Source organism: Paenibacillus sp. FSL L8-0470, from assembly GCF_038008625.1.
GTDB lineage: Bacteria > Bacillota > Bacilli > Paenibacillales > Paenibacillaceae > Paenibacillus_AQ.
Map to the genome: position 1 here is coordinate 6,536,716 of NZ_JBBOZM010000001.1, position 25,128 is coordinate 6,561,843.

Annotated in this window: 22 protein-coding genes, 2 pseudogenes and 1 riboswitch; of the genes and pseudogenes, 3 read left to right on the forward strand and 21 right to left on the reverse strand. The window is 46.2% G+C overall.

Annotated features, from left to right (window positions below):
• Positions 1 to 123 precede the first annotated feature (123 nt).
• From thiC to NST99_RS29770, 8 genes are all read right to left on the reverse strand, one after another.
• Entirely contained in the window at positions 124 to 1,902 is a 1,779-nt protein-coding gene (gene thiC, locus NST99_RS29735; RefSeq protein WP_341096521.1) for a phosphomethylpyrimidine synthase ThiC, read from the reverse strand.
• A gap of 104 nt (positions 1,903 to 2,006) precedes the next feature.
• A riboswitch (TPP riboswitch) is annotated at positions 2,007 to 2,113 on the reverse strand.
• 104 nt (positions 2,114 to 2,217) lie between these two features.
• Complete coding sequence (locus NST99_RS29740) at positions 2,218 to 3,276, reverse strand: NAD(P)-dependent alcohol dehydrogenase (protein ID WP_341096522.1); 1,059 nt, start codon at positions 3,274 to 3,276, stop codon at positions 2,218 to 2,220.
• A gap of 54 nt (positions 3,277 to 3,330) precedes the next feature.
• Positions 3,331 to 4,149, reverse strand: a complete 819-nt coding sequence (locus NST99_RS29745; RefSeq protein WP_341096524.1) for an SDR family oxidoreductase — start codon at positions 4,147 to 4,149, stop codon at positions 3,331 to 3,333.
• A 30-nt stretch (positions 4,150 to 4,179) separates the two neighbouring features.
• The gene (locus tag NST99_RS29750; protein ID WP_341096525.1) at positions 4,180 to 4,722 is read right to left on the reverse strand and encodes a PadR family transcriptional regulator; all 543 of its coding nucleotides are present in this window, start codon (positions 4,720 to 4,722) and stop codon (positions 4,180 to 4,182) included.
• A 153-nt stretch (positions 4,723 to 4,875) separates the two neighbouring features.
• Positions 4,876 to 5,730: a hypothetical protein gene (locus NST99_RS29755; RefSeq protein ID WP_341096527.1), complete on the reverse strand. Its 855-nt coding sequence runs from the start codon at positions 5,728 to 5,730 to the stop codon at positions 4,876 to 4,878.
• Positions 5,731 to 6,054: 324 nt separating this feature from the next.
• Positions 6,055 to 7,497, reverse strand: coding sequence for a cellulase family glycosylhydrolase (locus NST99_RS29760; RefSeq protein ID WP_341096528.1), 1,443 nt, complete (start codon positions 7,495 to 7,497; stop codon positions 6,055 to 6,057).
• 279 nt (positions 7,498 to 7,776) lie between these two features.
• The gene (locus tag NST99_RS29765; RefSeq protein WP_341096529.1) at positions 7,777 to 8,148 is read right to left on the reverse strand and encodes an iron chaperone; all 372 of its coding nucleotides are present in this window, start codon (positions 8,146 to 8,148) and stop codon (positions 7,777 to 7,779) included.
• 80 nt (positions 8,149 to 8,228) lie between these two features.
• On the reverse strand, positions 8,229 to 9,113 hold the full coding sequence (locus NST99_RS29770) for an AraC family transcriptional regulator (RefSeq protein ID WP_341097791.1): 885 nt from the start codon (positions 9,111 to 9,113) through the stop codon (positions 8,229 to 8,231).
• A gap of 115 nt (positions 9,114 to 9,228) precedes the next feature.
• On the opposite strand from NST99_RS29770, the gene NST99_RS29775 reads away from it, so the two are divergent.
• Both NST99_RS29775 and NST99_RS29780 read left to right on the forward strand, forming a co-directional pair.
• Complete coding sequence (locus NST99_RS29775) at positions 9,229 to 10,146, forward strand: DMT family transporter (protein WP_341096531.1); 918 nt, start codon at positions 9,229 to 9,231, stop codon at positions 10,144 to 10,146.
• A 150-nt stretch (positions 10,147 to 10,296) separates the two neighbouring features.
• The gene (locus tag NST99_RS29780; RefSeq protein ID WP_341096533.1) at positions 10,297 to 11,133 is read left to right on the forward strand and encodes an RCC1 domain-containing protein; all 837 of its coding nucleotides are present in this window, start codon (positions 10,297 to 10,299) and stop codon (positions 11,131 to 11,133) included.
• A gap of 528 nt (positions 11,134 to 11,661) precedes the next feature.
• On the opposite strand, the gene NST99_RS29785 is transcribed toward NST99_RS29780, so the two are convergent.
• From NST99_RS29785 to NST99_RS29830, 9 genes and pseudogenes are all read right to left on the reverse strand, one after another.
• Positions 11,662 to 12,141, reverse strand: a complete 480-nt coding sequence (locus tag NST99_RS29785) for a hypothetical protein (RefSeq protein ID WP_341096535.1) — start codon at positions 12,139 to 12,141, stop codon at positions 11,662 to 11,664.
• A 178-nt stretch (positions 12,142 to 12,319) separates the two neighbouring features.
• Positions 12,320 to 12,448 (reverse strand): annotated as a pseudogene (locus NST99_RS29790) (IS5-like element ISLpl3 family transposase); the annotation flags it as partial.
• Between the two features lie 89 nt (positions 12,449 to 12,537).
• Positions 12,538 to 13,510: pseudogene (locus NST99_RS33815) on the reverse strand (transposase); the annotation flags it as partial.
• Between the two features lie 118 nt (positions 13,511 to 13,628).
• A complete protein-coding gene (locus NST99_RS29805; protein ID WP_341096540.1) occupies positions 13,629 to 15,143 on the reverse strand; it encodes an ABC transporter ATP-binding protein in 1,515 nt (504 codons plus the stop codon).
• 14 nt (positions 15,144 to 15,157) lie between these two features.
• Entirely contained in the window at positions 15,158 to 15,829 is a 672-nt protein-coding gene (locus tag NST99_RS29810; RefSeq protein ID WP_341096541.1) for an energy-coupling factor transporter transmembrane component T, read from the reverse strand.
• A 3-nt stretch (positions 15,830 to 15,832) separates the two neighbouring features.
• Positions 15,833 to 17,572 carry an ABC transporter ATP-binding protein gene (locus NST99_RS29815; protein WP_341096543.1) on the reverse strand — a complete coding sequence of 580 codons (1,740 nt, stop codon included), beginning with the start codon at positions 17,570 to 17,572 and terminating at the stop codon, positions 15,833 to 15,835.
• Complete coding sequence (locus tag NST99_RS29820) at positions 17,569 to 19,371, reverse strand: ABC transporter ATP-binding protein (protein WP_341096545.1); 1,803 nt, start codon at positions 19,369 to 19,371, stop codon at positions 17,569 to 17,571. The genes NST99_RS29815 and NST99_RS29820 overlap by 4 nt, the downstream gene beginning before the upstream one ends.
• Entirely contained in the window at positions 19,368 to 19,970 is a 603-nt protein-coding gene (locus tag NST99_RS29825) for an MptD family putative ECF transporter S component (RefSeq protein ID WP_341096547.1), read from the reverse strand. The genes NST99_RS29820 and NST99_RS29825 overlap by 4 nt, the downstream gene beginning before the upstream one ends.
• Before the next feature lie 121 nt (positions 19,971 to 20,091).
• On the reverse strand, positions 20,092 to 21,057 hold the full coding sequence (locus NST99_RS29830; protein WP_341096548.1) for a helix-turn-helix domain-containing protein: 966 nt from the start codon (positions 21,055 to 21,057) through the stop codon (positions 20,092 to 20,094).
• A gap of 208 nt (positions 21,058 to 21,265) precedes the next feature.
• Between NST99_RS29830 and NST99_RS29835 the strand changes: the two genes are divergently transcribed.
• The gene (locus NST99_RS29835; RefSeq protein WP_341096549.1) at positions 21,266 to 21,490 is read left to right on the forward strand and encodes a hypothetical protein; all 225 of its coding nucleotides are present in this window, start codon (positions 21,266 to 21,268) and stop codon (positions 21,488 to 21,490) included.
• Between the two features lie 29 nt (positions 21,491 to 21,519).
• On the opposite strand, the gene NST99_RS29840 is transcribed toward NST99_RS29835, so the two are convergent.
• The 4 genes from NST99_RS29840 to NST99_RS29855 form a co-directional block, all read right to left on the reverse strand.
• On the reverse strand, positions 21,520 to 21,744 hold the full coding sequence (locus NST99_RS29840; RefSeq protein WP_341096550.1) for a hypothetical protein: 225 nt from the start codon (positions 21,742 to 21,744) through the stop codon (positions 21,520 to 21,522).
• 113 nt (positions 21,745 to 21,857) lie between these two features.
• The gene (locus NST99_RS29845; RefSeq protein ID WP_341096551.1) at positions 21,858 to 22,988 is read right to left on the reverse strand and encodes an ABC transporter permease; all 1,131 of its coding nucleotides are present in this window, start codon (positions 22,986 to 22,988) and stop codon (positions 21,858 to 21,860) included.
• Positions 22,985 to 24,145 (reverse strand): ABC transporter permease, encoded by a 1,161-nt coding sequence (locus NST99_RS29850; protein ID WP_341096554.1) that lies wholly within the window; start codon positions 24,143 to 24,145, stop codon positions 22,985 to 22,987. The genes NST99_RS29845 and NST99_RS29850 overlap by 4 nt, the downstream gene beginning before the upstream one ends.
• Before the next feature lie 20 nt (positions 24,146 to 24,165).
• Complete coding sequence (locus NST99_RS29855) at positions 24,166 to 25,128, reverse strand: ABC transporter ATP-binding protein (protein ID WP_341096555.1); 963 nt, start codon at positions 25,126 to 25,128, stop codon at positions 24,166 to 24,168.

Sequence of the window (25,128 nt, forward strand, 5' to 3'; positions counted from 1 at the left end):
CGAAACAAACTTATCCACCAGAAATGAAACAGCTTTCATAATCTGATTTACATTATAGGTATACGCCCGGAGACTGTCAATTGAGAGGGGGAGGGCGATTAGCGGCAGTCCCGGACCGACGGTTTATTTATAGATCAGACCTCCGCCTTCCTTAAACTCTTCTGCTTTATCCCGCATCCCTGCGGTAATCATCGCTTGCTCCGGTTCTTCTTGTCCCTCCTGCACCCTCGCCGTATCGCGGATACCATGAGAAATGCGCATACTGCAGAACTTGGGTCCACACATGGAGCAGAAATGAGCCGTTTTGGCCCCTTCCGCCGGAAGGGTCTCATCATGATATTCCAGCGCCCGTTCCGGGTCGAGCGACAAATGGAACTGGTCCCGCCAACGGAACTCGAAGCGCGCTTTGGAGAGTGCGTTATCCCGATCCTGCGCGCCCTTGTGTCCTTTGGCCAAGTCGGCTGCATGGGCGGCAATTTTATAGGTGATGACGCCTTCCCGCACATCATTTTTATTAGGCAATCCTAGATGCTCCTTCGGGGTAACATAACACAACATCGCCGTGCCGAACCAGCCGATCATCGCCGCTCCAATAGCCGAGGTGATATGGTCATAGCCGGGTGCAATATCCGTAGTCAGTGGTCCCAGTGTGTAAAAAGGAGCGCCATGGCAAAGCTCAAGCTGTTTATCCATATTCTCTTTGATCAGATGCATCGGTACATGGCCCGGGCCTTCCACCATCACCTGAACATCATGCTTCCAGGCAAGCGAGGTTAATTCACCCAACGTCTCCAGCTCGGCAAACTGGGCTTCATCATTAGCATCGGCAATGGAGCCTGGACGCAGCCCGTCACCCAAAGAGAACGCCACATCATAAGCCTTCATGATTTCACAAATATCCTCGAAATGTGTATAAAGAAAGTTCTCCTGATGATGGGCCAGGCACCAGGCCGCCATAATCGAACCCCCTCTGGAGACGATGCCCGTCATTCTTTTGGCCGTTAATGGGATGTAACGCAGCAGTACCCCGGCGTGAATGGTGAAATAATCCACTCCCTGCTCCGCCTGCTCGATCAGGGTGTCCCGGTATACCTCCCAAGTTAAATCCTCGGCCTTGCCGTTTACCTTTTCCAAAGCCTGATAGATTGGCACTGTCCCGATAGGCACCGGAGAATTGCGGATAATCCATTCACGGGTGGTGTGAATATTTTTACCCGTCGACAAATCCATGATGTTATCCGCTCCCCAGCGGGTAGCCCATCTCATCTTCTCTACTTCTTCATCAATGGAAGAGGACACCGCCGAATTCCCGATATTAGCATTGATCTTTACCAGAAAATTCCGCCCGATAATCATCGGCTCACTCTCCGGATGGTTAATATTCGCTGGAATGATCGCACGGCCGCAGGCTACTTCCTCTCTAACAAACTCAGGAGTTACATTTTCCCGGACTGCGATAAATTCCATCTCCGACGTAATCAGGCCTCTGCGGGCATAATGCAGCTGGCTGACATTGCGGCCCTCTCTGGCTCTCAAGGGACGACGTTGCAAGCCCGGAAACACCTCTGCCGCCGGCTTCTCTGTGAGATTCCCGTTATCCTCCGGCTTAACCGCTCTTCCCTCATAAGATTCGGCATCTCCCCGCTCCGTGATCCACTGAAGCCTGTGAGGCGTTAACCCCTTGCGGATATCGCTATAGGCTTCATCGTTAGTATAAGGCCCGCTTGTATCATAGACACGGACAGGAGCATTCTCCGCTTCTCCGGCCGTACCCGAGGTTCGGCTTAATGTAATCTCGCGCATCGGAACTTGAATATCAGGCCGTGAGCCCTCCACATACACCTTGTGACTTCCCGGAAAAGCACACAGATCAACCTCATGTTTCTTCTCTTGATTCAGCATCTTATTTCCTCCTTAAGGTTTGAGTAAATAAGAAAACGCGCAAAAAAGCCGCTCCACATGGAGCGGCTCAAAAATCCATATAAGGCTAACGCCAACAATGAAATAAAAGTCCGGCTCCACTTTCCTACGCTGGTATAATCCAGATCAGGTTCAAGGGTCCAGGAATGCATTTTTCCCGTCTCAGCCTATTCAGGCTCCCCTAGTGGTTTCTTATTTAGTTATGTTAAAGTTACAGAGAAATCCAGCAATTGTCAACCGGTGTTCTTATAAAGGAATTGGCAAATCATAAATATCGATTGCATCAGATGAGCACTGTTAGCTTAGCTGACTTTTTATGCACACGATAATTTTCCCTTTCGCACGGCCTTCTCCAAGATCACGAAGGGCATGGGCCGCGCCGCTTAACGGATATTGCCGATCAATAACTGGCACTACGTAGCCTGCTTCGACAAGCTCCTTCCAAACCATTTGATCCTCGTGGTTCGGCTTATGGATTAGAAGTGCTATTTTCTTTTTTTCAAACCAGGCAGACAGCGGTGCAACCAACAGAGCCAGGAGGATATAAGAAAAGGAACCGCCGACCATGACATACGTACCGCCTGACGTTAGTGCGCGCTTCATCGCGACAACCGGACGGTTTCCAACGACATCGAGGATTAAATCGTATCGTTGTCCGCTTGTGGTGAAGTCATCTTTGGTATAATCCAATACATGATCCGCCCCGAGGGTACGCAGCATATCCAGCTTCTCGGCGCTGTCAACGCAGGTCACTTCCGCTCCGGCCCATTTGGCATATTGAACCGCAAACGTACCCACTCCGCCACCGCCCCCATTGATCAGAACCCGATGGCCCTTTCGCAGCTTTCCTTTGTCACGCATGCCCTGCAAGGCTAGAACGGCTGCCTGAGGAATAGCCGCTGCCTGCCCGAAGCTCAGGTCTGCCGGCTTTGGTGACAAGGCTTTCTCGCTGGCACATACATACTCCGCAAATCCGCCCCAGCCGCAACCGGAAAGGTCCCCGAAAACCTCGTCCCCCGGCCGGAATCTTTTGGCATTGGCACCCACGGCGATGACCCGTCCTGCGATATCTGCGCCAAGAATACGGTAACGGGGTTTACGGAGCCCGCCAAGGCGGTTCATGAACGGTTTGCCGCGGAGGAGATCCCAATCCCAGGAATTAACAGAGGCAGCGTGGACCTCGATCAACACTTCATGGTCTTGCGGTGCAGGGATATCCACTTCTTCAATACGTAAGACTTCTGGCGATCCGTAGGTATCATAGACCATCGCCGTCATCGTGCGTGCTACTCGTTCGCTGGGTAAGCCTGTATCCATCATCTCTTCTCTCATGGTCATTCTCCATTCGATAGGCATTTTATTCTCCAAGGAAAATGTAATTCCCTTTATTAGAATAACCGTCTTCCTCTTTTATGAAAAATGCTGAGCTATATTACTTAGATACTCTTCCTCAACCGTATTTTTCTTCATACTTATGAGCATTTTCGCATCTTCTCCCACTACATAACGGAATTTGCTTGTACCGTCTGTGGCCGCTTGATAAATAGTGTCAGCTACAAGTGCTGGTGCCGAGGCATAGTCTGGAGCTTTTTCCATTTCCCCTAATTTACCCAGAAAGGCAGTAGTGAATGATTTATAATCCGTTAAGTCATCATTAAAAAAGAACTCCATCGATCTTCCGCCAAAGTCCGTGCTAATGGCTCCTGGTTCAATCAGCTTTACTTTGATGTTTTGTGATGCTAATTCAAAAGATACGGATTCAGAAAAACCTTCTACCGCGAATTTAGTGGAGTGATACAGAGACATCGTAGGAAAGGTCACGATCCCTCCCATTGAAGAGATATTGATTAGCAACCCTTCCTGATTAGATCTAAAATGTGGCAACATGGCTTTAGTCATACTAATAAGACCAAAAACATTCACTTCAAATTGTCTTCGGATCTGCTCATCCGTAGCTACTTCTATAAGCCCCATTGTCCCGTATCCGGCATTGTTCAGGAGAACGTCAATTTTACCAAACCGCTGGACAGCTTCAGCTAATGCAGATTGGATGGTATCTGTTTTCTCAACATCTAACCGCAACACCAACACATTGTCCAATGTGATGAATTCAGTTTCTTTTTCAGGTGCACGCATCGTGGCTACTACGTTCCATCCTCTTTCAGCAAAATGTTTTACTGTAGCTCTCCCAATGCCGGATGAAGCACCCGTGACAAAAATTGTTTTCAATAAAATCCCTCCTAAATGTATCAGAATTCGTTAAATACTGCTATTCCCTTCCACTAACTGCTCCATGCTTAACAATCCCTCGGCAATGGTTGCAAGTTTAGCTTTATATTCTGCTATCCCAATCTGGATGCAAATGATCTGGGCCGGGTGCATTTCAGCTTTATAATGTGAATACTGCTCTAATAACTGATCTAACTTTTTTTGTGATTCCTCTTGTACTTGCTTCAACCAAAAAATCACCTTGTCATACCCCACAAATCGGCCAAAATAAAGCCTCATCATAAAATCGGATTTCTTACTACTGTCTCCCTCTAGTGGCGCTAGTAAATAGTCGTTAAAACAATCTCGCCCTTTAGCCGTTATGTTATAAACATTCTTATTTGGCTTACCTTTCTGGGGCACAATTTCCTTGGTTATTAATTCTTCCTTCTCCATGCGGGCAAGCGTAGGATAAATCGTGCCATAACTAGAGCTATAGAAATTAGATAACACATTCTCCAATAACTGCTTTATTTCGTAGCCAGTCAACGCTTCTTTCATGAGCAAGCCTAAAATAACATCCTGAGTGTTCAAGAATAGCTCCTCCTTATTTAAAGATATCTACACATCACACTTAGCAATATAACAGACCAATATATATCAAGTCAATATATAAGACTTAAGTAAAAAAAAGCCGAGTGAAATCAGCAGTGAATGCCTGAAATCAACTCAGCTTGTCATATGTGCTTAATTTACTGAACTAAAGTATTCTGATAAAATCCCCACCAAAACTTGCTTATAATCATTTAATTCATAAGAAGAGTTATTTACTTTTTTCTTGGTTAAGTTTATGCCGTTAAATATCTCTTCTTCCAATTCTTTTCTTGCCTTCAGTACCTCCAAGGTTCCTTCTAACCCTGTATAACCCTGCTTTTTTCCATACCCTTGGTTAGTATAATATTCAATAAATCCCTCCGACCATTCTTTAGGTCTTTCCCTAACGGCCTTTCTGAAAGAGTGATCAAGATTGTTCTGCTCTACGTAAAGCAGCAATGGATTCAGCCGCTCCACAATCGCTGCCAGTTCCAGCACATAACTTATAACGTCTTCCTTCTGTGCACCATATTTAATCATCCCAATGGTTACAGGGTTTTGTATAAAACAACAATCAAAAACAAAGGTGTCTGAGCCATTTAAAACACTTGCTGCAAATCCCTTCCAACGCTCTGTTATCAGTTTCCTGTTTTGATCAAGCGACAATTCATAAACATCATTTTTGGTAACTGCCTGCAATAACTCATCTGGAAAATCAGGCCCATATTCATTTGCGATTTTTCGATATTCCAGGAAATAATGGTTCCCTTGTTTAATCACTCGATTATTCAACAAATCCCGAAACTTCCCATGGGTACTCAATAATTCATTGAATTCATTTTTCTCCAAATAGGCGACTCCCTCATAATCCGCTGGATGCTCCAAATCCCCTTCTAAAAACAGCTGAGATTTAAGGTTCATTTCCGTAAGAATTTCATGGACTAATTGAGCCGTTGTTGTTTTCCCGAATCCTGGTAATCCCTCAATCAAGACTAACTTCGGTTTCATAATAAAATCCCTCCAATCATTATTAGGAGGATATGTAGGTTAGGAGTGATAGAGATACGGTTTCCCACAACATTAAAAGCGGATACCCTAAGGTATCCGCAGAATGGGTTTACATTACACCTTTCCCTGCATACCCTGTAAGCTCAAAGAAAAGCATGCTGAATAAAATAGTGTAATCACTATTACAGGCATCCTTTCGCATTGTTAATCTTTACAGAGTAATCCACATGATCAGGTTAACGCTCCTTTGTATGCATCTCTATTAGTTAGATTAACATTGAGCAGAGTTGAATTCAATCCGGGAGCCTTCTTCAAACCACCCCGCTAGTTTAGCTGATACAGATTCCACTTTTGCGCGTTTGAGCCATTGTCATCCCAAATTTGAACATTGGTTCCATTTTCAGTACCAGCAGCAGCGACATCCAGAGCTTTCCCGCTGTTGCTGGCAATCAATTTATAAGCACTTCCAACTTTAACAATGCTCCACTTCTGATTGGAGCCGCCGCCATAACTCCATAATTGCACATTCGATCCATTGGCAGTCCCCATCTCGGCTACATCCAAACCTGTGTTGCTATTGACGTTAATAACCTTATACAAGCCTCCGCCAACATCTGTGATTATCCATTGCTGAGCGCCCGTTCCGTTATCGTCCCAGATCTGTACATTTGTGCCGTTTGCAGTGCCTGCAGCAGCTGCGTCCAAGGCTTTACCGCTGCCTACATTAACCATTTTATAGGTTTTACCAGAAACGATACCGTCACTTGGAGGTGTCGCTGACTTTATCTGATCTCTGACAAATTTACCAGATGCCGTTAACTGCGCGTCAGACCATCCTCCATAAGGGCTTGCGCCAGGCACCAATGCAGCCGAGGCTTCCGTTTTATCACATAACGACCAGTTGGTCCAACTCAGTTTTCTGTCTTTCATAAAATCCGTCCATACTTTAGATTCAGCAAGGAAAGGACCACCGTCTCCAGAAGCGTCACTCGTTCCCCACTCTGTGACGAATACGGCCACACCTTTGCTCCTTGCATAATCAATACGATCTCTCAGCCATGAACCGTGAGTTCCAGCATAGAAATGTGTTGTATACATAATGTTGCTTTGGGCGATGGGGTTATTGGCGGCATCATGCACATCCTGGCTCCATGTTCCGGTTCCTACGATAATGATTCCATTCGTATCAATGGATCGGATGACCGGAATCATTTCCTCTGCATATGGCTTAATGTGGCCGTTCCACGTAGCATATCCATTAGGCTCATTGGCGATTTCATAGATCACATTCGGATAATCCTTATACAAATTGGCCATTTCTGCAAAAAAACCTTTTGCCTGTTCTTTATAAATATTCGGATCTTTTTCACCCAGCACATGCCAATCGATAATCACATAGATTCCCAGATCAATTGCGGCCTGTACAGCTTCTTTCACCTTATTTTTTTGCGAAGGATCATTGATATAGCCGCCATCTTGCGTATACATAGCTGGCCGGAATACAGTTATTCCCCAATTGTCTCTCATCCATTTCATGCTATCATAATTCACGTACTGCCCAAACCACTGCAACCCATGGGAACTCATCCCCTTTAATTGGATCGCTTCTCCTGCCTGATTCACTAATTGGTTCCCAGAAACTCGCAGTTGGCCATTTTGGGCTACGACTGAATTAGCCTCGGCCTTCACTTTTTGCGGTAGGACAAAAGATACGGTCATGAAGGTGATAATTAATGCACAAAAAACCGCAATCATTTTTTTGACCATATAAAGCTACCTCCTTAAATGGTTTGCTGCACTTTCCCGTGCTCTATTTTCCGAATAGATTCATCCCCCCCTTCACCAAACTTGCAAATCTATGGGGTGCCTTATGAAATCCCTATACTCAGTAAACGCTTACATATTCTGTTATATTATACAATCAGCAAACGGTTTTTAATACCAAACAATCTCAAGTTTCCAGAAAAAAAAGTGAAGCGCTGTTCCATTCAGCACTTCACCTTTAATATGTTGAAATCCAAGCAGCTTGCTCGCTTCTTGACGACTTTATTTCCGCCAAAAAGTTGAACAATCTGCCTTATCCAGAATGTTAAACTCAATCATTTTCTCAAGCAATGAGAAATTAACCGGACTATCCCAACGGATACGTACCAACTGCTTGGTATGATCATAGCCAGCCTGCACAATTTCAGCAGAAAAATGATGAATCCCTGCGATTTCAGGGGCAACAGCCATATGATGTTTGGCTACGCTAAAGCCAATAATGTATGTGCCATGATCGGTGAACATAGGCTGATTCCAGCCAATTTTCGGCATTAGGTTTGGAAATTTCTTGATTACCCAAGCGAGAACCACTTCCACACGGTCCCGATGTACCGGGTTATCAATTTGCGCCAAATATTCTGCAAAAACTTCCATGTCATCCCCCTAAAATAAAATTTATTAATGTATTTAATATACCCTAGTTTGCTTAATAAAAAGCACTTCACTCCACAACATTAGTAATTATCCGTTTTTGATTTTCTGTAGGCTAAGGGTGTCATATTCATCTCCTTTCTGAATCTTTCTATAAAATAGCTGGTGCTGTTGAATCCAACCTTATAGGCAACTTCTGTAACATTAGATTCTGCTTGTTGCAGTAAGGCTAAGCTTTTTTGTATTCGATAATCCATAACATAATTCAACGGAGTTATCTTTAACATTCGTTTGAAATATCGGCAGCATTCAGAACGGCTCAGTTGGCCTGCTCTTGCAATATCATCTAAAGTGATTTTTTCAGCATAATGCAAATATATCCAACTCAACATTTGCTTCATCCGATGGCTCTTTACCATTTCCATCTGGTCGTACTCTAATTGAAAGCCATTAATGATTAAGTTTTTCCAAATTAGGGTCAGGTGCATGGTAATATCGATTTCAAAGTAGGGGGATTTTTGTTGAATCCATTGATTTATTTTCATAATGGCATCTAATATATTTTTCCCCCAAGGCTTATTAGCATCTATAAATAAATAGGGTAAATTAGTCGCTTGAATATAAGGAGTTACATAGGTTGTATACAGCTCTTGTGATAAAACGAAATGAGGAGAAACATTTAAACAGATATAGACACAACCCGATTCTTTCTTTTCTTCGGCCATGTGTAGGCAGCCACTATTTATAAATACCCCATTACCTTGTGGTACTACTAATTTATCTTCATTTATTTGAAAGATTGCTTCCCCTTTTATAACCAGAACAAACTGAACTTCATCATGCCAATGAAGCGGTATATATCCATTTATATTTTGACTAATCGTTGTTTCGTAACATGCAACCGGTAGTACGACCGTTCGATGCTCAGTGAGCTCTTTTAAGTTTTGATCAATCATGAAATTTTTAATTTGCAAATGACCACAACCTCAATATATTTATACTTTAACATCCAATATAGATATAATTAAAAAGATTTTTCACCTATTATAACACTATTATTATATTTTAAGGTGGGGAATCATCATGGATAGATCAGCTAGAAGAACAGGATTGTTTCTTGTTATAACAGGGGCTATATTGTGGGGGATTAGTGGTACCGTTTCAAAAAAACTCTTTCAACAATTCACAATTGATGTAAATTGGCTTGTAGCAACACGTTTGCTCATAGCTGGTGCTTTACTCTTAACCGTTCAGTTTTTCATTAAAGACCGTTCACAACTATTCAGTGTATGGAAAAATAGAAAGACAGCTTTCCAACTCCTTGTCTTCGGTTTGGTTGGTATGCTCTCCGTTCAATACACGTACATGGCATCAATCAAATCCGGTAATGCTGCTGTTGCAACACTACTACAGTGTTTAGCCCCTATAATGATTATCATCTATTTAATTCTTCGCAAACACATTGTCTTAACACGAAATGATTGGGTAACTATTTGCTTTGCTTTAGTTGGTTGTTTCTTCTTACTAACAAACGGCTCGATCTCTCAGCTATCCGTGCCAAAAATCTCAATAGTTTGGGGTCTTTTATCAGGAATAGCCCTAGCTTTTTATACCCTATACGCAATTCCTCTCTTGAAGGAGTACGATTCCCTCGTCATTGTTGGTTGGGCTATGATAATCGGTGGTTTCGGATTAAGCCTTATCCATCCACCTTGGCAGTCAGACTTTAAAAACTGGACGCTAGAAACCTATTTATACTTAATCTTCGTTATTCTATTCGGCACAATGATAGCATTCTGGTTCTATATAGAAAGTTTAAAGAGTCTTTCAGCAAAAGAAACAAGCCTTCTAGGTAGTTTGGAACCACTAGCCGCTATATTAACAACTGTATTTTGGTTAAAAGAGCCATTCGGATTTTTCCAATGGATTGGCACAGCATGTATCATCGGACTGATTTTGTTAATGACATTGAATAAGAAGTCTACTGCAAATAATCAATGACTTTAGATATGAGGTATTCACGATCAGGTCTCCCAGAACAGACGGTTGCCCGAGGCGAGCTGTGAGGTGACCGGCCACACTGAATCGTTGAAAATTCGGGAAGGTTCTGCAATACTATCTATAAAATTATGAATTACGGGGGATTCGATTATGGAAACCGTTGCGCCTAAAAGATATGACACACTGGTCGGCGCGCCGGCCGCCATCGCGGCGGGTTATCGCCATACCGTCGGGCTTAAATCAGGCGGCACGGTGACGGCTGTGGGTGATAATAAATATGGCCAATGTGAGGTAAGCGGCTGGCACGATATTGTGGCGGTTGCGGCGGGTAATGCTCATACCATCGGTCTTAAATCGGACGGCACGGTGGTGGCCGCGGGTTGGAATAAACATGACCAATGCGAGGTAAGCGACTGGCGCGATATTGTGGCGGTTGCGGCGGGTTGGCGCCGTACCGTCGGGCTTAAATCGGATGGCACGGTGGTGGCCGTGGGTCGAAATAATGAAGGCCAATGCAATGTAAGCGGCTGGCGTGATATGGCGGCGGTTGCGGCAGGTGACTGGCATACCGTCGGGATTAAATCGGACAGCACGGTGACTACTGTGGGTAATAATCGGTATGGCCAATGCAATGTAAGTGACTGGCGTGATATGATGACGGTTGCGGCGGGTTACCTTCATACCGTCGGGCTAAAGTCAGACGGTACGGTGGCGGCTGTGGGTTGGAATAAGCGTAACCAATGTGATGTAAGCGGCTGGCGCGGTATTGTGGTGATATCGGCGGGTAGTAATCATACCATCGGCCTTAAATCAGACGGTACGGTGACGGCTGTGGGTTGGAATGAGTATGGCCAATGTAATATAAGCGGCTGGCGCGATATTGTGGCAGTTGCCGCGGGTTGCGCTCATACCATCGGGCTTAAATCGGACGGCACGGTGGTTGCTGTAGGTGATAATCAATATGGCCAATGCGATGTAAGCGGCTAGCGCGGCATCCAAGTACCCGCAATCGGATTTATTTAATGGATTATCGTTAGGTACTCAGTCTACAACTTTATTTTCCTAGTCTACTGTATTTTCTCCGAACACCTTTTTCTCTTTGTAAGCATAAAAAAGTCGCTCAAATGAGTAATTACAATCTATTTTTTTAAGACACAAACCATATTGTTAAGTTACTCACATTAATGCCAATTGCTAACTTTAATGTCATACTACAACTGAATAATGAAAATAAAGTTGTAGACTGGTCGTGGGATCGAACAGTGTTATAATGCCAAAGTTTTATAAATAGAAAAGCCACATTAAGTATTTAACTCTAATGTGGCTTTCAAACACGATCACGAACCCTCACTGGCTTAAGGGGCGTAGCCCGAGGTCCGACGGACTTAGCCAGTGCAGTGTTGTCTGCTGAGTTCACTTCCCCGAAAAGCCTCTTACAGACCAAGGGACGTGTGGATGCAGTCTGAATACGTTGTTATATGATGTATCTGCCTTCTTGAACTAGTGGCATAAGGTCTATATGTTGTTATAATAAATGTTCTTTATGTATTTTTGATCTCCATAACGAATCTCTTTTGGATACTCTTCGCTGTTGATCTCTAACTTCAGTAAATCATCATTACTCTCTTTTATTTTACTTTTAATCTCTGCCCTTGAGTGTATATTATTAAGTATATTCCTTATCCGCTTATCGTTATCATGTTTAATTTCACAGCGGACTCCTAATTTCACCATGTTATGCTGATCGGTAAAGTCATTAAACAAATCTATTAATATAAAACTATCCCTATCGTCTTTTGTAAAGAATACAAAAACATCTCCCTTTCCTGCTCTGCTAGGTCCTTCGCCATATGATAAATACTGGTCACATAATTCCATGAAATTAAATCTTATATTTAATTGTCTCATTAATTCTTCTAAACTAAATACCTCAAACATGTCATCTATCAAATCAAAAAACGGTAGATAAAAAGAAAATTCAATATATCTTTTCATTCTTAATTCCTTTCATTATTTAGTAATGCTGCGGATGTGTCCGGCTGATTCCGCTTCCCTGCAGCTGAATGACTCCAGTCGAATCTGCTTCCTTACTCCTGCCGGCCGAGGGGTGAATGCCCGAAGCGTGAACATGGTGTTATGCGATGGTGCCGGCTTCTTCGAGATACATTCAAGCGATCCATAGAAAAGCGTTAAACATGGTTCTTTCACTTAATTTTGACGGACGTCCTGTTTTGTAGGGTGGAAACATGCCCTTAATTTGTTCCCACTGTTCATCGCTTATTTCGTACCGTCTTTGAATCATGCTTGACGCCCCATTCGTTTTATCAAATCTTACCATGTTATTTAGTTTTCAGACGTTCCTTTGTAAAGCTCCTTCCAGCCTCGGCTTTAACGATGCGGTAACGCAGTGCCGGAGATGCGTTTGACTGTTGATTTTGACCACCATTACATAATTGGAGGACGAGCGGCCATGCCTAAAGGACAATCCACTTGACCTGTCGCATGCGGACAACGGAATTTCAAATGTACCTTTTCGTGTCCCCAATACGTCATGGGAAAACCCATCGAACAACGGGGCGTGCCTTTTCGTGTGATCCCTGCTGGCGGTTCCTTTTCATTTCGGGGATTCAGCGGAATAATGGCTTGTGCCTTGACGCTCCGGGCTGCCTGTAGTTTTTCATTTGGTCATAGCCCGCATCCAGCATGAAGAATTTCGTTTTGGATTTCGAGGCGATAGGCGCCATAAGCGCAGGCCCTTCGTCTCCGTCGTTCACATGGGCAGGGGTCACCTTGAGCGCCATGGGAAGTTCACTCTTGGCATCGACGGCCAGATGCAATTTATAGCCAAACCACTTGACCTTGTTGCCAAAGGTGTCAAACTTTGCACCCCAGTTGGCATTGCCGGTGAGTTCGCTTTTTCGCTTGGTTTTTTTTCTCGTAGGCTTCAATGGCTGCGCTGTCGATGGCTACATGAGTGCCGTCGATGATTCCAGCCTCTTGACACTGAGCCACAAGATCCTCAAACAACCGCTGGGCAAGGCCTTTGTGAGTCAACCCGGCGAAGACTCGGCTTAATGTAGAAATGGAAGGGGCAGGACGATCCAACCGAAGCCCACATTGGTAACGGAAACGAATGTCAAACTCCAGTCTGCGTTGTAGGCCGCTAAACGTATCGATGTTCTCTAAGGGAGCCGCGAGTAACGCGCGAAGAATGCCTTGACGACAGTGCCCATCTGCTCCTCGGGGTGAGCGATTTCTCAATTTTCTCGCATAAGGTCGCAGGTCGAGTGCGCTGAAAAAGATAGGCAGTCGTTCTTTGGATTCGATTTTTTGAAGAAAAAAGACTTTCTTGGAGAATATACAAAGGGGACTTCCTCCCCTTGAGTTTTTTGGTTTCGTCACCAAAAAACTTCTCCAAGTTGAAGCACCATCCATTAAAAAAGAACAGAGCCTGCAGACATTGTCCGCAGGTTCTACTCTTTTTATTTTCCCGCTTGCATCAGCCGGATTACCTCTGGTACCGTAGCAGGAGTAATCGCCAGATCCACCTGCAGCTTTCTGTTATCAAGGAGAAGTAGCCGATCGCAGGCACCGCATACCAGCTCATAATCATGAGTGATTACGAGCACAGTTACTCCGGATTCAGCCATCTCCCAGATTAGTTTTACTACACGGCGCATATTTCTTCCATCCAATCCGGAGGTGGGCTCGTCCAAAATGATCATGTCCGGCCTGTTCATCAGTCCAACCGCAAAGGTTAGGCGCTGCTTCTGTCCGCCTGACAGCGAAGCCGGGTGATGTTCACGATATTCCCACAAATCCAGTTCCTTTAATAACCGTTCCGCCCGTCCGGCTGCACCCGGCTCATCCTCATGGGTCATCAGCAACTCGTTTAGCACACTGTCTGAGAACAGCTGGTAATCGCTGTCCTGCATCACAAACCACATTTTGCGCAGACGCTGATTGGGCTTGCACGGCTGCCCGTTAATCCGGATCAACCCTTCCCGTTCCTTGAGCAGGCCGCAAAGCGTTCTGGCTAATGTGGTTTTGCCTGCACCGTTGGGTCCGGCGAGTGCCGCAATTTCCCCTCTGTTCAGTGCGAAGCTCAGGTCCTCCAGAACCGCTGGCTTAAATCTTCCAGGGGCAATATTCGCATGCTGTACCGTGATATGCTCTTGGTGCTCCTGCCGGCTTCCCCTCCCCTGATCCTCCGCCTGCCGTACTGTGAAGTTAGCCACGCCTTCAGGAATTACAGGTGAACGCAGACCATACGCGTCCAATTGTCCGGAAGTCAGGGCAAGCAGTCCGGCCCGGGTCCATTCTGCGGTAATCTGTCCACCGGCCATGTAGATAATCCGGTCCGCCAGCGGCAGGAGGTAATACAGCCGGTGCTCGGCAATAAGGATGGTTTTGCCCCTGGCCTTCAGGGCTGACAGCATTCCGGCCAGTTCCCTGGTCGCTGCCATATCCAGGTTGGCCGAGGGCTCATCCATTACGAATAGCTCCGGATCGGTGAGGCGGGCGGAAGCGAAGGCCGTCTTTTGCTTCTCTCCGCTGGATAGCCTGTGGAGCCCGCGGGACAGCAGCCCTGTGATACGGAATTCCTCTGCCAGCTCTGTTACCCGTTCAAGAATCAGCGCCGGATCCAGACCGTAATTCTCACCGCTGAAGGCAATCTCGTCAGCCACAACCGAAGTGAAGAATTGGCTTCTGGAATCCTGAAATACGCTGCCTGACGTCCTCCCGAAGCTCCAAGGCTCGATCTCATGGATATCCCTGCCTTTGAGTTTGACGCTGCCTGTAAGATTACCTTCATAGAAATTAGGAATCAGTCCGTTCAGCATCCGGGTTAATGTGGTTTTCCCGCTTCCAGACGGTCCGGTGATGACAACACATTCACCTTCCGCTACTGTCAGATCCACCCCGCTTAATTGTTCATAGGAATCATTGTATTGAAAAGATACGTTATTCAGCTCAATTATCGTTTGTATCCCCATTCTTTTCCCCCGTCCTAGAATACAGCAGCCAATAAGCAGGCATAAGCCGCCAGCACGAGGTAATCCTGCAGCCCGAATGCAATGCGGTGAATACTTGTTTTTGGGCCTGGATCATCTATTCCCTTTACCGCTGCCGAGGCTGCCAGCTCATCCGATATCTTCAAGCTCCTCATGAGCAGCGGCATTATTGTATATTCGTAGGTACGCAAGGGACGCAGCCAGTTCACAGGTGAGGTAAAGGAAACTCCCCTTAACTTGGCAGATACCTGGATCGCTTCATATTCCAGTCTGATCACCGGCATGAACCGGAAGCAGACAGCTAACGAAATAAGCAGTCCTCTGGGCAGACGAAGTGATGCCAGCGCCGATATCAGCTTGCCGGAGGGGACCCTGCCCAGCGACCCTGTCCCCATCATTACTGGCATAAACCGCAGTCCCAGATAAGTCAGGAACCGCAGCGAGCTCCACGCCCCGCTTCCGCCCCGGTTCAACAGTTCCTGCAGCCCGATCAGCAGGGCAGCAAGAAACAGATATTTCACCACCGGTGCATACATGCCTTGTACCAGCAGGTAGGCGGCCATGAAGATGGTAACCATCCAGACCTTATCCATACCGGCCCAAAAGACAGCCACGCTCGTGACCAGCACTACAAGCAATTGTGTGCGCGGGTCAAAAATTGCACGCATTGGCTATTTCACTCTCCATCCTTCAGCTCCCTGCTGGGTATCCCACAGCTTCTCATACAATCCGTGATGCTCCAGCAGCTCTTCATGTGTCCCTTCTTCCGCCAGTTCCCCCTGATCGAGAACAATAATTTTGTCTGCATTGCGTATCGTCTTCAGCCGGTGGGCAATCAGAATGACGGTCTTATCCGCCACCAGTTCATTGATCGCCTGCTGCACAGCCGTCTCATTCTCCGGGTCCAGCGAAGCCGTAGCTTCATCCAGCAGTACAATCGATGCATCCTTCAGCAGTGCACGGGCAATGGATACACGCTGCTTCTCACCTCCCGATAAAGTGGAGCCGCCCTCACCTACAGGAGTGTCATAGCCCTGGGGCAGTGCGGTGATGAACTCATGGCAGCAGGCCCGCATGGCCGCAGCTTCGATCTCTGCCTGGGTAGCCTTCATATTACCGATCCGGATATTGTTGCCGATCGTGTCCTGGAACAGGTACACATCCTGGAACACCATTGATATTTCGGACAGCAGCTGCTCCGGATCAGCGCCGCTAAGCGGCTGACTCCCGATAGAGATTGTGCCTTTCTGAATCTCCCAGAACCTGGCAATCAGGCGGGTAACCGTGCTTTTCCCGCTGCCTGACGGTCCTACCAGTGCCGTAATCGTATGCGGCTGAATCGTGAAAGAAAGGTCCTTCAGCACAGGTTTCCCTGCATCATATCCGAAGGTCACATGATCAAATACAATCGGCGCACCCGAAGGAATACTTCCGCTTCCCTGCAGAGGCTGCTCCTGCCGGACGTCCATAATCCGCCGCGCACTGTAGGCCGAATAACGTATCTCGCCGTAATTCATCAGCACAACCGTAAGCGGCTCGAAGACTTTGGTCCCGACCAGCAGAAACAGCAGAAAGACAGGCAGCGTCAGCTTGCCCCCGGCCAGCGAATAGCTCCCGGTCACGATCATCAGTGTGAGGCCGGAGCGGGTGAGCAGCATCGCCCCCATAATCATCGGGCCCATGATGCCTTCCAGCCGGATAGACGCCCGTTTCAGTTCATCAAAGGACAGGCGCAGCCGCTCAAAACGCTTGCCGCCCATATTGTGGGCTTTGATCTCGCGTATTCCCGACAGGTATTCCTGCAGACGGCTGGCCGCTTCATTCTTGGCCCGTACATGATTTTCGCTTAAGCGAGCCTGCAGTGAATCGGTCAGCCAGAGCAGCAGAACACCGAACGGCATGGCTGCGAACATCGCCAGCGCCATCCGCCAATCCACGAAGAGCAGGCCGGCCAGCGCGAGCACCGGCAGCATGACCGCACTAATCAGCTGCGGCACATTGTGCGAAATGGTCTGCTCCACCTGTCCATAATCGCTTAAGAGCAGGTTCGTAATATCTCCCGGGTCCCGCCGCCCGAAGAAGCCCAGGGATAGATGGCGGATGTGTTCCGCCAGGCTGAGCCGGCCGGAAGCAGCCAGGCCGTAGGCTGCTGTATAGGTTTTGTCGTACAGATAGGAATAGGCCGCATACTCCACAACCAGCCAGATCAGCAGAATCACGCTTACGGTCCACATCCGGCCAAGGTTCAGGCCGGTTTCCGGCTCAGCGAAGGAGAGATAGATCGTGTTGAAGATATCTGCCAGCAGAGCGGCAGGTACAACCTTGGCGATGCCGTCCAGAATGGCAGCAAAAGCGGAAGGCAGCAGGCTGCGCGTATTACCGCCCGAAATATTATGGAAATATTGGTTCATCCCTTTGTCTCCTCCCCCAGTCTCCACTTGGCGGCAGCGATATGCGACTGCCACATCTGTTCGTACAGGCCTTTGTCCGCCCTCAGCTCCTCATGGGTTCCCCGTTCTGTGATTTGACCTTGTTTCACTACAAGGATCTGTTCAGCCCCCTGGATCGTAGACAGGTGGTGGGCGATAATCAGCACCGTCTTGCCTTTGACCAGCTCTGCCAGCCCCTGCTGAATCTTCCGTTCATTCTCGGCATCGGCATAGGCCGTTGCTTCATCCAGCACAAGAATCGGGGCATTCTTGAGCAGCGCGCGGGCGATGGCCACCCGCTGGGCTTCTCCGCCCGACAGATAGGTGCCGCCTTCCCCGATTCTGGTATCGTAGCCGGACTCCAGCCGCCCGATAAATTCATGGCAGCAGGCTGTCTTGGCTGCAGCGATAACCTCTTCTTTCGTTGCCCTGGTATTGCCCATGCGGATATTCTCCTCAATCGTATCGTAGAACAGGTGCACATCCTGGAATACGAAGGAGACTGTATCCATCAGCTTCTCGGTGCCCATCTCCTGAACAGGCACGCCGCCGATCATTATCCGGCCCTGCTGCACATCCCAGAAACGCAGTAGCAGACTAGCAATCGTCGACTTGCCTCCCCCTGACGGCCCCACCAGCGCTGTCATTTCGCTGGCTCTGGCCGTGAAGCTGATCCCCGACAGGATTTGCTTGTAATTCATACTATCCTCGGGTTCATAGGCGAAGGACACGTCATCGAAAGTGATATCATATCCGGAGGGAAGCCGCGGCGACTCCGGTTCACTTACCGGCTTCTCGGCAAACACCGCCTCAATTCGCTTGTTGCCTTCAACGATTTCTCTCATGCCCCCACCCAGAAAGAGCAGCTTCAGCAGCGGAGCTGACAGACTCGGACTGATGAGCAGGAACAAGATCATCGTAACAGCGAACGACTGGCTGCCAGCCTCTCCGCTTGCCAGCAGAATGCCTGCAGGTACTGCGAAGACAAACAACGAGCCGATAATAACAAAAAACAGGCTGTACGAGGTTTTGCACAGGTTCGTAATCCGCAGGGAAATATCGCGGTAGCGGGTCACCGCGTCCCGGAAGGTCAAGAAGGAATCTGCGGTAATACCAAACACCTTGACAGCAGGCATGCCTCTCACATACTCCACACCCGTTGCATTCATCTCTTCTACAGCATATTGGAACTCCCGGTACACCTTTTGTCCGCCTTCACTCCCGAACACTCTGGCCTGCAGCCAGAAGCCTGCCCCGATCGGCAGCAGCAGCACCAGTGCCATAACCCAATCCAACCAGAACAAATACCCCAGAAGCAGCAGCGGGACAATCACCGCTGCTACAAGATCAGGCAGCTGGTGGGCGATAAACTTCTCTATTTTTTCTACACTGGTCTCAATAATCTTCTTCAGCTCTCCGGTAGCAGTCCGGGTATGATAACCCATCGGCACTTTGGCTACATGGTCGGACAGCCGTACCCGCAGCTCATAAAGAATGTTGAATGCGGCGATGTGCGAACACATCCCTCCGATATAGAGGGTAATTAAGGAGCCCAGCAGCGACAGTAAGGCGATAATCCCGCACTGCACAACCAGGTTCTTGTTAATTCCGCCAATATCCTGGGCATGAAGCAGCAGCTCCTCGATGATGCGGTATACCGCTGCAAAGGGAACGACCTGCAGTAGACTGGAGAGTATGGTGAAGATGCTGGCTGTAACCAGAAGCCCTTTTTTGCCGGATACAGTCTTCAGCAGTCCCAGCGCCTCGGAATTACCTTTCATCGGATGACACCCGCTTTGATGAAATGCTTGTTCAGCAGCCTGGAGGCGAAGCCGCTGCCGAGCAGCGTCATTCCGAAGGCAAACATAATGCTTGCAGAAATCCATGCCGGAGAGTAAGCAAAGTACAACATTCTATCCAGCGTATCTGCATCAAACATGCCGGAGAGATAAGCGCTGCCGTAGACATAAATGGTTACCGTGGTGCCCATGCCATAGAAGCAGCCGTAGACCGCGTACGCAAGTGATTGTCTGGTCAGTCTTCTGTACTGGGTTCCGTCTCCCCAGAACAGAACAGCTTCACCGAACAGCCCGGCCAGTGCGAAGAATACCAGCATCAGCGGAACTCCCATCAGGGTATACACCAGTCCGTTAACAATGCTTTGCACTAGCAGAGCCCCTCTTTTAGCAACCTTCATCGCCATGACCAGGTACACAACCGCTGAGAAAAAGAGACAAAAACCAGCAATGAGCGGCATAGCCGCCGCTCCTATTACAGGGGTCAATATGGAGCCAACAATGGCATTGACCGCATAAATTAGAATGCTGAAGATACCGATCAATATGTAATCCTTGGTTTGAAGTCTTTTTGCTTTGATCATTTCGAATCTCTCCCTGCGGTTAATTGATAATCATTATCAATTGTAACTATCGCATAAAACAACTTTATCCGACACCCGAATCGGGAGGATTGGCATACAGAAACGGATTATTCTGATACAGCTAGGCTCTGCCGAAGTAGCGTGAGGGGACGGAGCCATACTTCTGGCGGAACTTCTCGGCAAAAAAGCTGGGATTGCTGAAGCCCGTCATAACCGCTGCAGCAGTTACTGTGGATGAGCCGTTTTCGAGTAGACGATACGCAGCCTTCAGTCTGCTATCAATAATATAAGCATGAACCGGCATGCCAAAAAGCTGCTTGAAGCCCTTTTTCAGTTTGTTTTCGTTAAGACATACCCGCTTAGAGAGCTCCTGGATGCCGGGAGCAGCAAGCAGGTCATGATCCAGAATCTCTTTGGCCCTAAGGAGCGAATCGATATCGGTTCTGGACAGAGCTGAACGCACCACAGGTCTGCCCAGCGCTTCATGCATATATACAGCGGTCAGCTCCATAACCTTCCCTTCAAGATAGATCCGCTTGAGGCTGTCTTCAAAGCTGCAGCGGAGCATCTCCTGGAAGATCCGCTGCATCAGCGGAGTAGCGGTATGCGTCTGAAAAGGCTCCTGCCGGCCAGCCTCACTACTGAGTTGGCGCACTGGTTCGAATAAATACGGATCTGCCTTGACGGTAATTCCGTAATACGGCATTCCGGCCTGATACATCCCCACACAATCCGCCGGCTGATGCCCGAATACAGAAAGTTCCCCGTGGTTAAGGCGATAATCACGGTTCGATGTCCGGACCTGCCACTCAATCGGCGCACCCAGGCAGTAGCTCCATTTGAAGGTGCCCTTCTGTTCGCTGCTGCGCATCTCGACGTTCTCAAGGAAGCACAACTCACACACAGTAATCTCAATAGCGGAACTGACCCTGAACCGCTCCCAGTAACCTTCACCGAACTGCTCCGGAATCTGTAGACTGCTCTTTGTCGAATGCGGACGATATAAGCCGTTCAGTCCTTCCGCGAGTGCATTATGCCTGAGCTGCAGGCTTTCAATATCATACCAATCTGCTTCCCCCACCTTCATGTCGCTTTCACCTCTTTCATATATACAACGCATCATTTTTTAATTGAGAACTATTCTCATTATAGCCCAAAATCGGGCTGCTTTGTACTGCCGGCCTGAATCCTAATCATGAATTGAAGCTGCTGTTTATGAAGATTCTACAACCACCTCGATATTTAATAGTAATTATTACGAATAATAACCTGTATCTTATCTTTTGCCTCCTATAATGTCAATGGTACAAGCTGAAACGGCTGCGCCGTCCGCCCAAAAAAAAGAAGAGCCTGCAGATATTGTGCACAGGCCCTTCTTTTTTTGGACTTTATTTGATACCCCATTTGAGCACAAAATGATCGCGGCAAACTTTAAGTGCTCAGTGGGAACTTTGTGGGACATAGGTAAACTAATTTTGTTGATTTTATTAGAATTTTCGGGACATTTGATAAACGCGTAAAAAAGAAAGTGTGGAACCACTAGAATTCACTATGTATTCTTCTGCTTTGCAGCTTGCATACCACCGATGATAAGCATGATAATCCCAATTATTGCAAGAATAATCCGAACTAAGAATGGACTCAATGAAAACACAGTTTCACCTTGCCAGTACAATCCTAACAACTTTTCATTCAGCCCCACCATCGCCAATAATGGCTTAAAAAACAAACTCAGCGCTAATAATACTATCCCCCAAATAATATTGTTATTCATTGATTCAAAACCTCTTTTCCGATTATAATATGCATCAACTCTCCCCGTTTACGCACAATTCTGACAGCATCAGCACTTTATTGATCTATCAAAATTGTTTCTCTATGTTCATATCACGTCCTTACCTTTTCATTTTTTACGATAAAGGAAACAAATATAAGTAGAGCTGCAAAGCTAAGCATATATATCAGTTGCTGTGAGGCAGCAGCAATACCTTTCCCGGCTATAACATCTCTACCTGCCTGCAAAAACCATGCCGTCGGAAAAAAATCTCCGATCTGCTGCGCAAATTTAGGCATAATCTCCCGCGGCCAAAAACAACCCCCAAGCATTAGCATAGGAAAGTAAATTAAAGTCGAAAGCGAACCAGCCATTAGGCGGGTGTTCGAGAATCTGCTGATTGCTACACCTAGGGCGACACAAACAAGAGAGAAAGCCAAGCACACGAGCAACACTTCTTGTTTCTCCTCAGAGGTCTGCCCAAATGAAAAATCTACTATGCTAGATATAATGCTCAGTAACAGTACTGATTGAATAGCAGCGATCACAAAACATGCCAGCATGTTTTGTAGGAGATAGCTTAATCTTGAAACGGGCGTAACTGCAATACGATCATACACACCTGATAATTTATCCTGCAGGATTATACTGGAGGAGAATGTCATGAGAAATACCATACCAAAAGCAATAAACCCTAATGATTCTACCGCATTGCTGACGTCTCGTTCTGAGCCTGCATAATTAAGTGCACTTTCATATGTAACGTTGAACGCACTGTTTTTGTAAAGGTCCATGCCTTGGTAAAAAATTTCCTGATCACCTCCAGACGCTCTTGCAATTTGTTTTGCAGAAGATACATAGCTTGACACATACACTTTTACAGGACCAAAGATGTCAGTACCTGCTAAGTCATAGATTAATACAGAGACGTCCTCACCATTCAACAGGCTTTCGGTGAAGCCCTGCTGAAAAAGCAACCCGCCGTCTAGTTCTGAATTAATAACCATTCCTTTGACATCATCATTACTCGTCAGATTGATAATCTCGTACTGCCCCTTCAATTGTTCTATAAAACCTTGAGTAAACAAGGTATTGTCTTCATCTATTATCCCAACTTCATATTGAACTTCCTGAGATGTCACCACAATCAAAAAGACAATCAGTAAAATCGGTATAACAAAAATAAACAACAAACTCCAACCCTTCTGGAAAACACGTCTAATACAATTAAGAAATATTGTCATTCTGCCGTCCTCCTCGAAGCAACCAGGCTTACAAGCACAAATCCGACACAAATCAATATCATTACGCCTATATTAATAAGTGCCTGTTCCACTTGATTCCCATATACAACATTGAAAAGAGCAGTCTTAGCGTAATAGCTTGGTGATAGATAGGCAAGTGATCCAAAGTCCACGATTACAAAACCGCCAACGATGAAAGTCCCCCCAAGCGTTATAAAATTGGATAATGATTGTGCTTTTTGAATGCTACGTGTAATAATAACCAGCATCATCCCAAGTAGTGTAACGAGTATGGATAATATAAACAAAGTAAGAAGTACAACTATAATATGGTTTCCCCAATCCACGCCATATACGTACTTTGTAAGCAAGAGTAAGATGACCCCTTGGAAAAATGTCACCAATGATAAACCAAGTCCTTTGCCAATATATTGTACATACGGTTTCACAGCAGACAAGCGCATTCGTTTACCTAAAGTGCCCAAGTAGTCTTCAGCCGCCATAAAAATCCCGTATTCTTGCCCGTATAATAACAGCATCAGTATCATCGCTATGCTGTAATACCCCATCGCAGTCGTCGCCTGCGAACTTGAATTTGAACTTGAGCTTGTTAAGGATTGTTCTTTTACATTCTCTTCATTATTCTTCTGCGGCTCGGAACCCATCGCATCAACTTCTGTTTGTCCTGTTATGTTGTAAATAACGCTAGACGTATTCATCAAATTGGTTAGACTACTTACAATGTTCTTAACAACCAGCGTAGGTACACCATAATCTGTTGATAAGTAGACATTGACGACATGGGGGAGATCTCTATCGTCAGAGAAATTATCAGGAATATAAATAATGGCATCTGCTTTATCCTTTTTAATAAGAACTTTTCCATCATCTAATGACTTAACCGGCTTTAGTTCCGCAAGCTGAGTAACATCATTTGAATGTAAAACAGCATCAAAAATAGCGCCATACCTGCCTGAATCAAGGTTTGCATAAGCTATTGTGACCTTCCCCAATGACCTTTGTATATCATATGTACTACCGAATACCGAACCCAAAATGAGAATAATGATGGCATAGGTAAGCAGATTAATCAAAATTGCTTTTGGATTCATGATCATCCGTTTAACCGTATAGAACATCTGGAACAAAATACTCATTGCATATCCTCTTTTCCGAATTAATCACGCAACTTTTTACCTGTTAATTGGAGGAAAACAGTTTCCAAATCCGGTTTTTCTACTGCCATATATTTTATATTAAAGTGTTGCTTGATTAATTGTTCCAATATAAGAGGAATACAACTGTCATCTTTGTCTAGTTTAATTTCTAATATCTCTTTGTTAACACTAAAGGACAATACTCCATCAAAGGACTCGATTAATTTGACAGCTTCCGCTGTATTAGCAGTGAGTTCCAATCTTAGGCACTGTTCGTGGATATGGTCTGCGATTAATTCGTCAATTGTCCCAAGTGCAATTAACTGACCAAAATCCATGATAGCAACACGGTCACAAATTGCTTCAATCTCTTCCATATAGTGAGTCGTATAAATGACCGTCGTGCCTTCTTTGTTCATTAAACGGATAGATTCCAAGATATGATTGCGTGTTTGCGGATCAACCCCAACCGTCGGTTCGTCCATAAATAGAACACGCGGTTTATGCACAATCGCACAAGTAATATTGAGCCTTCGCTTCATGCCGCCTGAAAAGGTGCTCACTTTCGATTTCCTTCTGTCCCACAGACCAGTAAACTCCAGTGCCTTCTTAACCAGTTGTGCTAACTCATTTCCTCGCAGACCATACAATCCGCCCCAATAAGTGACATTATCTATCGCATTTAACGTTTCAAATACAGCAATTTCCTGAGGAACGTAACCAATTTCACGTTTAATTTCTGTTGCATGTGTTGAAAAGTCTTTGCCGAATATCTTCACTGAGCCACTGTTAAAACGTAAAAGTCCTAATATAGTATTCATCAACGTAGACTTCCCAGCCCCATTAGGTCCTAGCAACCCAAATATCTCACCTTCACGTATGCTCAGATTAACCCCTTTCATCACATCGAGATTATTGTATTTTTTGACCACGTCTGAAACTTCGATTATCGTACGCACATCCTCCATAATACAGGTCGTCAT